The following is a 12,987-nucleotide window of genomic DNA, read 5'->3' as shown; positions in this document are numbered from 1 at the left end:
ATGTTGTCATGATCACCGTCACCCAACTCGTGACGGCTGTATTTATTTCATTGATTTTATATGCACATTTACGGCGTCACATACGCCTCGAATTTGATCTTTCTCGTCTTGTGGTGATGCTCAAGCGTGGGCTACCCTACGGAATTGCCGTCATCTTTTTATTTGTCTATTTTCAAATCGACATGTTGATGCTTTCTTTAATGCGCCCTACGATCGAAGTTGGGATCTATTCGGCGGCCTATCGCTTAATTTCCGTTCTCTTATTTATACCTGGGATTCTAACCAGTGTCCTTTACCCGATTTTATTTCAGCTGGGTGTGGAAAGTAAGGAGAAACATCGAGGAACCATTGAAAAGATCTTTAAAGTCCTGAGTGCTGTCGGAATACCGGGCAGCGTCTTGATCTTTGTTTTGGCCGATCCACTGCTGACCTGGCTATACAATGGTCGTTTTCCAGCCTCCATCCCAATTCTCATGATTTTAAGTTGGTTTTTTGCTCTTGAATGCTTAAGTTTCTCATTAGGAGATGTATTGACAACAACAGATCGGCAGTGGACCCGTGCTAAGATTCAGGGAAGTGCCGCTCTTTTGAATATCGCTATTAATTTATATGCAATCCCCCGCTATGGAATTTATGGGGCGAGTGTCGCAACTTTGATCACTGAATTATTCGTGTTTATCGCCTTCTACTGGATTGTTCGGCGCTACGTTTATAAGATCCAAACCTGGCGTCAACTTCCGGTCATTGTCTTGGCCTCACTGTCTATGGGCCTGATCGCTTACTTACTTCGTTTTCTTCATCCGCTAGCCTCAGCGTCCATTGCCGGAATGGTCTATTTGCTAATCCTGATAGGTCTAGATAAAGATTTCCAACGTATTGGCGGGTACATTTTCCGCCAAGCGACGAGTCGGATAAAGAATAAATAAACTAATTTAAACGTTATCACCCAAGGGGCAGCACTTTCATTATATCTTTGTGCCTTGAGCACAGCGAAAGGAATGAAACCACATGAAAATAATTACGGTACTGGGTGCAAGGCCTCAATTTATTAAAGCCGCTCCACTTTCGGCGACCTTGAGGAAAAGGCACGAGGAGAAAATCGTGCACACGGGACAACATTATGATTATCAGATGTCAGATGTGTTTTTCGAGGAGCTAGGCATTCCCAAGCCCGACTACTTTTTGGGAGTGGGGTCCAAGCAGCATGGTGCTCAAACCGGGGAAATGTTAACCGGCGTGGAAGAGGTACTCCTTAAGGAAAAACCAGACTGGGTTCTCGTGTACGGGGATACGAATTCCACCTTAGCCGGGGCTTTGGCTGCGGCTAAGCTCCATATTCCGATCGCGCATGTAGAAGCTGGGCTGCGAAGCTATAACCGCAAGATGCCGGAAGAAGTGAACCGTGTCTTAACAGATCATGTCTCAACCCTCATGTTTTGTCCGACCGATCAAGCCGTGAAAAATCTCAGTTTAGAGGGATTAACGAAGGGCGTCATACGGACTGGGGATGTTATGGCTGATGCCCTTTATTATCATGCTCGGCGGGCCGAGGAACGAAGTCTTGCGGAAAACCTTCGTTATCCGAAGAAATCATACGTATTAGCCACCGTGCATCGGGCGGAAAACACGGATAATCTGAATCGGCTGCAAGGGATCATCAACGCTTTCGCACAAATCGAGGGCCAGATTGTGCTTCCCCTCCATCCTCGAACCAAGAAGCTTTTGAACGATCACCACATGACGATACCTAAGAACGTGGAAGTCATTGAACCTGTGGGATATTTGGAAATGATCCTTTTAGAAAAAGAGGCGGAATTCATTCTGACAGATTCAGGTGGTGTCCAGAAAGAAGCGTATCTTTGGCAGGTTCCTTGTGTGACCTTAAGGGATGAAACCGAGTGGGTAGAGACCGTGAATACGGGTTGGAATACCCTAACAGGTGCCAATCCAGAGCAAATTGTAGAAGCTGTGATGAATTATCGCAACAAACCCTTGCCGCCTTATCGGGAAAATCTCTATGGCAACGGTCGAGCCAGTGAAGAGATCGTGGCGGCCATGGAAGAGAAAAGAGGCTGAGCTCCGTGAGCGAACCACAAGACAAGATCCGCCGGTCAGGCCAAATTGGCTTTTACGTCGCCGAACCGCTGGAGACAGTTTACCGGGAGATCGTGAGTTTTTTAGGAGTTGCTTTTAATACCACTAGGGAAGCCGCAACAGTGAAAGACGTGCTTCCAAACCAAGCGGCGACCTTGAACTTTGAGGAGAGCTCGAACTTCGAGGCGATTCTAGTAGATGGGATTTCCCTTGAGCGTTTAAGGAGACTGATACCGAACGTTTCAGGACAATCAAAGAATCAACCTCTAATTTTGGTCTGTGGACCCGTCAGTGGGGAAAATCCAGGTTTCAGACTAAAGACCTTTTCGTTCAACCTTGGTCAAGAAGGGACTCGCCTGCTTATGGAGGGTAGAGAGTATACGGAAAAGGACGTTAGCGAGCCTACGCTGGATTTGATGCTCGAGGAAATTCGCAGGGTGTTGCGCCTGGAAGTCAGAAATTACTTAGAACTTCCGCCTATCCCCTGGGGATATTCCTATGCTATGACCTTAACCCATGACCTGGATATTTTGAGCCTTAAGGAAATGCCCATTGCCCGGACCTTCTTGGGTTATTTCTACCGCAGTTCAGTTTTGAATTGGAAACGCTGGCGTGCTGGGAAGGTACAGACGTCAGAACATTTCCGATCCCTTTGGGAAATGGTCAGAACGTGGGCAGCAAAGCTAGGACTAGGGCAAGATGTCTGGGAACGCGCCTTACCTCAGCTTCTCGAACTGGAGAAACGACTGGGGGTTCGATCAAGTCTCTATTTTATGCCCTTTCCGGAGAAACCAGGAATTCTTCCGGAACCATTAAGGAATAAAGACGACGATAAAGATGAAAACGCACCACCAAACAGGGCGTCATTTTATGATGTGACAACCCATAAAGCATGGCTCAACAGCTTAGAAGAGGGCGGCTGGGAAGCGGGAGTCCATGGTATCGATGCTTGGCATGACGCACCTTCAGCTCGGGCTGAATACAGCCGTATCTCTAATCTGACCGGACGGGATGAGATTGGAGTCCGAATGCACTGGCTTTACTTTCGATCGCCAGAATCCTTTAAGGTCTTGGAAGAGGGTGGATTTCTGTATGATGCGACCGTGGGCTTTAATGAAATTGTTGGCTTTCGTGCCGGGACCCTTCAACCCTATCATCCGCTAAATTGCCAGACCCTCTGGGAGCTCCCCCTCCATATTCAAGATGGTGCGCTTCTGGGAGAGGAGCACCTTGACTTAAACCGGGAAGATGCTTTTCGCAAAGCAAAACCAATTTTGGACTGGGCAAAGCGCTTTGGTGGGGCAGTGAGTCTGCTATGGCATAATCAGAGCTTTACTGCGCCCCGTTTTTGGGGAGAGGTTTATGAACGCTTAATTGCACAGGGCAGGGCAGATGGTGCCTGGATCGCGGTGCCAAGAGACATTCTGAGTTGGTTTACTTTAAGGCGCCAGTATGAGGTGGCACTAATGATTCAAGGAACACGTTGGCAGATAACCTGTACCTTACCAAACGATAATCAGGGTGCAGCGTTGGCAACGACCCCGTTAACTTCCACTACTTCCTCGCAGGCCCTCTCAGCAGTTCAAGTCCCTACTGTTCCACCGGTTCGAATTCGGCTACATCTCGATCCCCACAGAATCCGTTCGGCTTCTGTGGCCTATGAAGTAGGTGTGGATTACATCGATTTTCCAGTCCAGGCCTTAGTTACACTCGAAGTGGAAGGAGAGGGTTAATGTGGGGCTTCTCATCTTGAAATGGTTGTTTTTTTTGGTTTGTGTAGGATCAGTACTTTATTGGGGATGGAAAAAGCCCTCAGCGCTAATTTGGTTACTAGCAGGGGGGATTGCGTTGGAGATTTCCATCGAATGGTTTCCTCCATTAGGACCGCTGGGTTCTCAAATTGGAAGTCTTGCACGTCTTCTAGCGGTTGGGATCATTGGAGCTGCTCTGGCACGTCTCTGGATATTACCGGAAAAACGAAGAAAACTAAAAGAAATATTAACTCATAGTTTAACACGTGCGCTTTTAATCTATATTGCGGTCAGTGCCTTTAGTCTCCTTTATTCCGTCGATAGGACTAAAACAGTCCTTGAGGTGGTTCGTTTGGTAACTTTATTTTTACTTTATCTCAGCACTTGCCTTCTCACCGAACGTGAGCATATCCTCTGGCCTTTTCGGGTCGTGCATTGGGTTGGGGTGGCATTGGTTCCACTTGCACTTTATGAAGGAGCGACACGCCAGTTTATTTGGCGGGGATATTTAGCAGAAGGCATGTTAGTCCGTGTTAACGCGACCTTTGTCGATCCGAATATTTTCGCTCGTTACCTTGTTTTAGCGATTGTGGCAAATTTAATCCTTCAATACCTGAACACGGAAGTCCGGAAACGTTTCATTTATATGGGGTCTCTCTTAGTATTACTGGGAGGGCTAGCTATTACTCTCTCCCGCAGTGGCCTTCTTACGTTGGTCATCGTGCTAATTCTTATGATCCTGCTTATTCCGCGGAAACAAATGCTTCAACCCATTGGGTTCTTGGGCCTGATTGGAGCGGGGATATTAGCTCTGCGCCCGGCCATCTGGCAACGTGTGTTGTCATTTCGGGAAGGACTGGGGGCATTGGATGCTATGCGAGAATACCTCATGAAAGCGGCCTGGGCAATGTTCAAAGATCATCCGATCATCGGGGTAGGACTGGGTGGCTTTCAAAAAATGTTTTTAACTCAATACATAAGTCTGAAGACTGTAATTCCAGATGCTGAAGGAGCAACCCTTTCGCATACAACCCTCCTAACGATTGCGGCAGAGCTGGGCTTAATTGGATTGGCTGCGCTATCCTGGTTTTGGCTAACCTTGGTGCGGGTACTTTGGCGCTTACGTAAGACTGATCCCGAACCAAGCAGAAACGGGCTAGAAAATCCATACTCAAACTCAAATGTAAAAGACAATGAAAACTTAAACTTAAATGTGAATGTCAACAGATTTGAACGATATATTCCGGCTGTGGGATATTTCTTATGGATTACAACAGTTTTCATCAGCTCACAAGCTGAAGCACGGTTTTTTGAAGATCCTATCATTTGGATCAGCATGGGAATCATGGTCTGTATATCGCAAGTTTCCTATACCCGACGGCAAAGCGCCACTAAAGATGAATGTTGAATGGCAAGTGGCGCTAAGCCCCTGGATAAGTTCAGCTAAGCTTCAGATGGAGCAAGCTCCCCTGAAGCAAGTTTCCTATACCCGATAATGTTAGGAGTGTGAAAAACGTGGGCCTAAAATTGCAGCCAATTGAGCGGGACGCTTGGCAGAACTTTCAAAAGACGATGCCTTCGGGATCACTTTTTCACCGCTGGGAATGGCAGGATATCTTAGAAGAAGGATTTGGTTTGCGGGTTGAACGCTTAGGCTTATTTGACGAAATGGGAGTACTAAAGGGTCTGCTGCCTCTAGTAGAGCGCAAGATGAGCCTGCTTAAATTGGCAGGTTGTCCACTCTCCGGTGCGGCCACCCCTCACAGTGGTCCATTGGGTTCGGTACCCTTGAACGAGGTGTTATCGGCCCTCGAGGAGTACGCCTCAGAAAACCGTATAGACTACCTTGAACTCGGACTTCCAGAAGTAATGGGCAAAGAAGACCTTGAACAAAAGGGGTATACTGTAGAGTTACTTACTACCCTAGAATTACCGATTTCCAACCAGGTGGAACCCCTTTGGGCTGGGCTTGAAGTACGTTGTCGCAATGCCATACGCAAAGCTGAAAAATCTGGAGTCGAGGTGGTTGAGGCTCAAACCCTTGAAGAGTGGCTGGATCTGTATTATGATCTTTCCTGTGGGGTTTACCATCGTCAGGACAAGGAACCCCCATTTAGCAAGGAATACTTCACGGCCCTTTGGCAGAATCTATATCCAAGTGGGGATTTAATTGTTTTACTCGCTCGTTATGAGGGTAAGATAATCGCTGGGCAAATTTTTCCTCGGGACCGCAATGTCGGGTATTACCTAGACGGAGTATCTGATCGGGAGTACAATAAGGTCGTACCTAATAATCTCATCCAATGGGAGTACCTAAAACGAGCCTCAGCGATGGGGATTCAGCTCTATGATATGGTAGGGGCTAATATCCCTAGTATTGCTAAATTCAAAAAGAGTTTTGGAAGCACAGAGCGGAATTACCTTTACGCTTACCGGAATCGAACCCTCGCAGCCCGGGTTGGCCGAACGGTTTATGCCAAACACGGAGCAACCATCAAGAAATTTTTAAGACGCTCCCAGTAGGGAGCGGTTTGAAGGAGCGGAAGGTCTAATTGCGCATCTTAATGTTGACACAATACTTTCCACCAGAGTCTGGTGCAGCACAGGTTCGGCTCAAGGAAGTCGCGAAGGGGTTACAACGTAATGGGCATGAGGTGACTGTCGTTACTGCATTTCCTAATCATCCAAGCGGCGTGATCCCACCACACTACCGTGGGCGTTGGCGAATGAAGGATGAGGTGGAGGGGCTTCCGGTTTGGCGGACTTGGATTTATCCTGTGCAACGGGGACGATTCTGGAAGCGCTTGCTTAATTATTTTTCCTTTGTCGGCTCCTCTTTCTGGGGCTTAAGCAAAGCAGGAAAACAAGATATTCTATTCTTTGAGTCCCCACCGCTTTTCCTTGGTATCACAGCCTTAATCTATGGCTGGTTTACCCGGACTCGTATTATTATGAATATTTCCGATCTCTGGCCTGAATCTGCCGTGGCCTTGGGACTTGTTAACAGCCAATGGATGATTAAGATGGCAGAGGGACTTGAGAGGTTACTTTATCGCAAAGCCTGGAAAATATCTTGTCAGACAGAGGGGATTCGAGACTCTTTGGTAAAGCGAGGCGTGCCCGAGGAAAAAGTCACCTTTTTACCGAACGGGGTGAACCTGGATCTATTTGCGCCTCGTGAACGAGATGAGGAAATGGCTTTGAAGCTGGGCCTTAAAGAGGAAGACTTTGTCTTAATCTACGCCGGAACAATGGGTTATGCCCAGGGTCTTGAATCCGTCATTCATTCAGCGGAATTACTTAGAGAAGAAACCGAGATTCGATTTCTGTTTGTGGGCGACGGTACAGAGAAACCGATGCTCGAAGCACTCGTCCAGGAAAAAGGATTATCCAATGTTAGTTTTGTGGATTTTCAACCAGTTCAGGAAATGCCGAGATATTTCTCCTTGTCCTCAGCGAGTATTGTGCCATTGAAGAAAAATAAACTTTTCGAGGGAGCGCGTCCTTCAAAAATGTTCCCGGCGCTCGGTTCAGCAGTTCCAGTGATCTATTCTGGGGAAGGGGAGGCGGTCAAACTAATCCTTTCGTCAGGTGGCGGGGTGATTGTTGAACCAGAAAACAGCGCTGATTTAGCAAGAGTAATCCTCGACTTAAAGGAGAACCCTGATCGCCTTGAAATGGGCAAAAGAGGGCGACAGTTCGTTAAAGAAAACTACACTTGGTCAGAAATTATCCAGCACTGGCTAAGGGAATTGGGAATATAGCAGAGGTCAGTAAGTCAGAGGCCGGAGGCCGGAGTCGGATAAGTGAAGAGCGATCCACTAAAGGAGGTTCTCTAAATGCTGAGAAGATTTAAGGTTATTCTCGAGAAGAATGAAAGCGGAGGCTTTACGGTTACCGTTCCCTCTCTTCCTGGCTGCGTTACACAGGGCGATGATCGAAGAGAAGCACTTGAACATATTCAGGAGGCAATAGAGGGCTTTCTCGAAGCCCTAGTGATTGAGGGGTTGCCTATACCTTCAGCGGATGTGGAAATGGATGAAGTGCAGGTGAGTTACTGATTATGGTCAGAATGCCGAGAGTTGAGGGAAAAGATGTTGTAGGTGCGCTTAAGAGAGCAGACTTTAGGCTTTTACATATACGAGGAAGTCATCATTATCTACGAAGATCTAGTGGAAGCCTAGTTTGTGTGCCAGTTCACGCAGGAGTGATAGTCGATATGAAGACTCTAAAGAGTATATTGGAGCAAGCAGAACTTACTGTAAATGAGTTTCTAGAATTGCTTTAGGGCATCTGCGGAGGCTCTGTAAGCGCTTTATAAAATGGAGGAATAGTTTAAATGTGTACACGTCAAGAGTTCTTACCCTATGCGCTACCCTTAATTGAAGAAGACGATATTGCGGGGGTCGTGGATAGTTTAAGATCAGGCTGGATCGCTAAAGGTCCTAAAACCATGGAGTTTGAGAAACAGTTCGCTGAGTATGTTGGGGCTAAATATGCCGTCGCTGTAAACTCTTGTACTGCAGCGTTACATCTTTCCCTTGTGGCAGCTGGCCTTGGGGAAGGGGACGAAGTCCTGACCACTCCGATGACCTTTGCAGCTTCCGCTAATGTGGTCATCCACACAGGGGCCAAGCCCATCTTTGTGGATATTGATCCGATTACCTTGAATATTGATCCTAAAAAAATCCGAGAGAAGATCACGCCACGTACCAAAGCTATTATTCCAGTCCATATAGCGGGGCATCCCTGCGAAATGGATGAAATCATGGCGATTGCGAAAGAATATAACCTCTTTGTTCTAGAGGACGCCGCTCATGCGGTTTATACCCAGTACAAAGGAAAACTAATTGGTTCGATTGGCAACGCCACAGCCTTCTCTTTCTATGCGACTAAGAATCTGGTCACGGGTGAAGGTGGAATGATCACGACCAATGATGAAGCTCTCTATAATAAGATTCGCATTATGAGCACCCATGGCATGAGCAGGAATGCCTGGAATCGCTATGCGGAAGCCGGTTCATGGTATTATGAAATCCTTTCTCCAGGCTATAAGGACAACATGTCCGATATCATGGCTGGGCTTGGGCTATCCCAGCTAACAAAGCTGGAACGGATGCAAGGGATACGCTTGGAAATTGCGGATTATTATAATACTGAGTTCGGAAAGATGGCAGAGCTAGAAGCACCCGTTGAACTTGATTATGCAAGGCATGCTTGGCACTTGTATATCATCAAGTTAAATTTGGATAAGCTAACGATAGATCGTGGAGCCTTTATTGAACAACTTAAAAATGAAAATATAGGAACAAGTGTGCACTTTATTCCAGTTCACATGCACCCCTATTACCGGGACACGTATGGGTATAAAGAGGGGGATTTCCCTATTGCCGAAGGGGTCTTTGAACGGATAATTTCCTTGCCTTTGTATCCGAAGATGAGTATGCAAGATGCGAGGGATGTTGTGGTTGCGGTAAGGCGAGTGGTGGGGCGTTTCCGGAAGTAAGCTACGAATAAGCTACTAAGCTACGAACAAGCCACGAACGGGGGCGAGGCTTTGTTTGCAACCGTTCATTCCGTGCGTTTCGCAGGCCAAACTAACGCCTCAACCTCTGGCTCCGGCGGGATACCCGGCAACTCGACCTCCTTGTCTCGGATGCCGGCGGACCACATCCGTGTGGTCCGTCCCGCCTACGCCAAAGTTTGAGGCGAAGTTTGGCTAGCTGCTTACGCAAGTCATTCTCTTTTTGCAAACAAAGCCTCTTGGTTATGAAGCAAGCGACGAGGGGTGGCGGCAAAATCTGTGTCTTTGCACGCTTGGGCTTGTTTTATTTTTTGGAGAAACGCCTTAGTAGGGTTGAAAGGGGATAAGTAGATGGGTCAAAGTTCTTCGGTACCCGCGGAACGTAAAGAGCTTGAATATTCGGGTTGGCAACTTGCCGCGAAGCGGGTGTTGGATTTTGTGGTTGCTCTCATCCTGATTGTGCTGGTATCTCCGCTCTGGCTGTTTATTGTTCTCTGGATTCGATCGGACTCCTCTGGAGCGGCGATCTTTAAGCAGACGCGAGTTGGTTTAAGGGGAAAACCCTATACGATTTATAAGTTCCGGACTATGGTGCAGAATGCAGAAGCTTTGATGAAAGACAAATTAGAAAAAGTAGACAATTTGGAAACGTTTGTTTTTCAGGAGAAAGAAGACCCTCGTATAACACGAAGTGGGCATTTTCTGAGAAAGACTAGCCTAGATGAGCTTCCTCAACTCATCAATATCTTAATTGGAAATATGAGCTTAGTCGGCCCCCGTCCTGAGGTTCCAGAAATAGCTAAGCTTTATTCAACTGAACAACGTCAGCGTCTCAACGTCCTTCCGGGCGTCACAGGATTAGCCCAAGTCAATGGGCGAAGTGAGCTAACTCTGGGAGAGACCTTGGTGTACGATTTGGAGTATGTTCGAGCTTGGAGTTTTTGGTTAGATCTAAAAATCTTGTGGAAAACGATCTTCGTGGTTTTCGCGGGGAAAGGTGCGTTTTAACGGTATTAGATATTTGATCAGTCATCTACATACAAGTACACAAAAGCTTCTCTCGGTCACCCAGTAGGGTTAACTTAGGGGAGCTTTGTTTGTTTTGGTTATAACTCACGCCGTCCCTCGTTCTAAGCAGATTCAACATGGGACAAGTCTGTTTTTTGGGGCAGGACTATCACCTTTTATGTCGAATAAGGATAAAGAAGGAAGTTTATGACGTTTGCCCAGATGGGAAAGGGGAAGAAACTATGAGAGCGAACCAATTCAGGAAAATCATAGCAGTACTGATTATCGGACTCTTTTTTATGAAATTGATCCCAGCAAAATCGGTTTTAGCCGCTGATGTTCCAACGGTTCCAACGGCTTACTATGAGGATATCGGCAAAAAACTCGAATTTTGGGCCAATAAATATAACATTCCTCCGGTACTTCTTAAGTCCATAGCCTGGATGGAGAGCGGCTGGAAACAATATGAACTTGATTCGACAGGACAACCTATAACCGACAAACCTTTAATAGGACGTGACGGAATAGGAATCGGTATTATGCAAATCTCTTCATATAGTGCCAGTGATACCGAGACAATCAATAAACTGAAAAATGATATTGACTATAATATCGAAATGGGTTGTCAGATGCTCAACCAAAAATTGGCGTGCTTATCCCAAGATTGGAGATGGCGACCGCAACGTTTTAGAAAATTGGTATTTTGCTGTGTGGGGTCTAACAACAGTTGGGCATCTAGAAATAATCCCAATTTCCTTACGGGTAAATCTGCCTATCAGGATTCCATCTTCAGTCTTATGAGGCAAAAGTACAATAGCGCGATTACGTTTACTCCAGAAACTACAAAATTCTCGAAGGAACTTTTACCCCCGGTGAATCCCCCATATTTCTCTGGTCGCTGGAGTACACCGACTCCAACTCATCTGGGAGATTTAAAGATTGATCCAAGTTCATTGATATCATCCGGCGGAGGACCCGGTGCAGAGGCTGCTAACGGAGATTACTGGTACAATTATGCGCGGTGGGGTTCCTATTACGCTTTAGGGTTTTATGTCACCGCCTATAAAAGTCCGACGGTCACCGATAAATCGGTCATCTCCCAGAAAATATTGAAGGCTTATGCTAACTTGTTAGCTGAAGCGGATACATTGGTTCTTGAAAAAAAGGATTCCTCATACACTACGGCAGCTAAATATTATTGGACCGTTCTGCAAGGCCCAAATTTAGATGCCACCATCTTAGAACGGGCTAGCAAAGGACATCTAAGTGCCCTAAGTAAACTCATAACTGAAACGGATAAACTACTCCTTGAAGGTTCCGGACCCACTCTCACGAATGTAGTTCAAGACTATGGAGTGGTTCTGCAAGGTTCAACCCTGGATGCAGGCCTCGCAGAACAGGCAAAATCGGGTCTCATAAAGGCTTATGGCAAGCTTTTGGCTGAAGCAGACAAATTGGCCGTTGAAGGGACAGCTACTTCTAAGGCGAGTGCAGCTAACTATTATTTAATGGTTCTGCAGGGACTAGTTCTCGATGCTAGTCTCACAGAACGGGCTAAAATAGGCTACGAACTCACGCGTACCGCTAATTCGAATCCAAGTCCTATCTACGAGCCTAGCCGAGGCTCTACCCCCGAGCCAACCCCAAATCCCCAACCACAACCAGGGACCTTAAGCATCCAACGTCTCTATGGCACTCGGGCAGAAGAGACAGCGATCAAGATATCTAAAGAAGGATGGGCGGATAATTCTTCCCCAATTGTGCTCCTTGCTCGGGTTGACCGCTTTCAGGATGCCCTTGCAGCTGCTCCATTAGCTAAGAAACTTAAGGCACCCTTACTGCTCACGGCCCCAGACAAACTGGATAACCTAGTCTTGCAGGAGATGAAACGGCTTGGGGCTGGAGGGACAGTCTATGTCATAGGTGGAGATGGCGCGATCAAGAAAACCGTCACGGATGCGCTCGCCAAAGCGAATCTACCGTTTGAGAGACTGTTTGGGAAAACAGCGGCCGATACGGCAGCAGAAATTGCTCGGAAGATGGGTCCCAGTAAACAAGTGATTCTCGCCTCCGGTTCAAGCTTCCCAGACGCCCTATCCGCTTCTGCCCCAGCGGCAGCTTTGGGGATCCCCATCCTTTTAACGGAACAGGGCACATTACCGGCAGCTACCACGCAACTATTAAAAGACTACGGGGTAACCAAGACCATTATTGTGGGTGGGAAATACGCAGTTTCCACATCATTTGATGCTAAGGGAGGTCCTCTGGATAGCTATGGGCCCCTACGCTTGGCGGGAGAAACAAAATATGATACGATGTTACAAATTGTAAAGTACTTTAATCAAGATACAAAATCAATCGTTATCGCTACAGGGGAGAACTTCCCGGATGGTTTATCTGGTGGTGCCTTTTCAGCGTTAAGTGGGAGCCCGATGATTCTTGTCCCTAAAGGAGCGATGAATTCGGATACTCAAGCTTTCTTAAAAAGTTTATCTGGAAAGGCCACTAAAACTTATATATTAGGCGGAACCGGGGTAATTTCTAGTTCTAATGAGAAGATTTTGGGGAGTCTGTTGACTCCCGAATAATTGATATAATAGATTATCGGAG

11 protein-coding genes are annotated in these 12,987 nt (G+C 46.8%); all 11 read left to right on the top strand.

The window, feature by feature from the left end; all coding sequences use genetic code 11:
• A partial coding sequence (locus UF75_RS11780; RefSeq protein ID WP_045574799.1) for a flippase occupies positions 1-926 on the top strand: 926 nt, incomplete at its 5' end.
• An 82-nt stretch (positions 927-1,008) separates the two neighbouring features.
• Positions 1,009-2,076, top strand: a complete 1,068-nt coding sequence (gene wecB, locus UF75_RS11775) for a UDP-N-acetylglucosamine 2-epimerase (non-hydrolyzing) (RefSeq protein ID WP_045574793.1) — start codon at positions 1,009-1,011, stop codon at positions 2,074-2,076.
• Positions 2,077-2,081: 5 nt separating this feature from the next.
• Positions 2,082-3,827 (top strand): hypothetical protein, encoded by a 1,746-nt coding sequence (locus tag UF75_RS11770; protein ID WP_045574792.1) that lies wholly within the window; start codon positions 2,082-2,084, stop codon positions 3,825-3,827.
• 115 nt (positions 3,828-3,942) lie between these two features.
• Complete coding sequence (locus UF75_RS11765; RefSeq protein ID WP_242860208.1) at positions 3,943-5,253, top strand: O-antigen ligase family protein; 1,311 nt, start codon at positions 3,943-3,945, stop codon at positions 5,251-5,253.
• Positions 5,254-5,360: 107 nt separating this feature from the next.
• On the top strand, positions 5,361-6,368 hold the full coding sequence (locus tag UF75_RS11760; protein ID WP_045574791.1) for a GNAT family N-acetyltransferase: 1,008 nt from the start codon (positions 5,361-5,363) through the stop codon (positions 6,366-6,368).
• Between the two features lie 29 nt (positions 6,369-6,397).
• Positions 6,398-7,609 carry a glycosyltransferase family 4 protein gene (locus UF75_RS11755; RefSeq protein ID WP_045574790.1) on the top strand — a complete coding sequence of 404 codons (1,212 nt, stop codon included), beginning with the start codon at positions 6,398-6,400 and terminating at the stop codon, positions 7,607-7,609.
• 75 nt (positions 7,610-7,684) lie between these two features.
• A complete protein-coding gene (locus UF75_RS11750) occupies positions 7,685-7,906 on the top strand; it encodes a type II toxin-antitoxin system HicB family antitoxin (RefSeq protein ID WP_045574789.1) in 222 nt (73 codons plus the stop codon).
• Positions 7,907-7,908: 2 nt separating this feature from the next.
• On the top strand, positions 7,909-8,133 hold the full coding sequence (locus UF75_RS11745) for a type II toxin-antitoxin system HicA family toxin (protein WP_045574788.1): 225 nt from the start codon (positions 7,909-7,911) through the stop codon (positions 8,131-8,133).
• A gap of 51 nt (positions 8,134-8,184) precedes the next feature.
• Complete coding sequence (locus tag UF75_RS11740; RefSeq protein ID WP_045574787.1) at positions 8,185-9,351, top strand: DegT/DnrJ/EryC1/StrS aminotransferase family protein; 1,167 nt, start codon at positions 8,185-8,187, stop codon at positions 9,349-9,351.
• Between the two features lie 369 nt (positions 9,352-9,720).
• Positions 9,721-10,377: a sugar transferase gene (locus UF75_RS11735; RefSeq protein WP_082075111.1), complete on the top strand. Its 657-nt coding sequence runs from the start codon at positions 9,721-9,723 to the stop codon at positions 10,375-10,377.
• 242 nt (positions 10,378-10,619) lie between these two features.
• A complete protein-coding gene (locus UF75_RS11730; RefSeq protein WP_242860207.1) occupies positions 10,620-12,965 on the top strand; it encodes a cell wall-binding repeat-containing protein in 2,346 nt (781 codons plus the stop codon).
• Positions 12,966-12,987 lie beyond the last annotated feature (22 nt).

This window comes from Desulfosporosinus sp. I2, from assembly GCF_000960765.1.
Taxonomy (GTDB): Bacteria; Bacillota; Desulfitobacteriia; order Desulfitobacteriales; family Desulfitobacteriaceae; genus Desulfosporosinus.
Note: the sequence above shows the minus strand (reverse complement) of the source record. Positions and strands in the feature narration are given on the sequence as shown.

Coding starts and splice junctions, on each gene's coding strand:
- UF75_RS11730 (WP_242860207.1), top strand. CDS start 10,620: ATGAGAGCGAACCAATTCAGGAAAATCATAGCAGTACTGATTATCGGA.
- UF75_RS11740 (WP_045574787.1), top strand. CDS start 8,185: ATGTGTACACGTCAAGAGTTCTTACCCTATGCGCTACCCTTAATTGAA.
- UF75_RS11745 (WP_045574788.1), top strand. CDS start 7,909: ATGGTCAGAATGCCGAGAGTTGAGGGAAAAGATGTTGTAGGTGCGCTT.
- UF75_RS11735 (WP_082075111.1), top strand. CDS start 9,721: ATGGGTCAAAGTTCTTCGGTACCCGCGGAACGTAAAGAGCTTGAATAT.
- UF75_RS11750 (WP_045574789.1), top strand. CDS start 7,685: ATGCTGAGAAGATTTAAGGTTATTCTCGAGAAGAATGAAAGCGGAGGC.
- wecB (WP_045574793.1), top strand. CDS start 1,009: ATGAAAATAATTACGGTACTGGGTGCAAGGCCTCAATTTATTAAAGCC.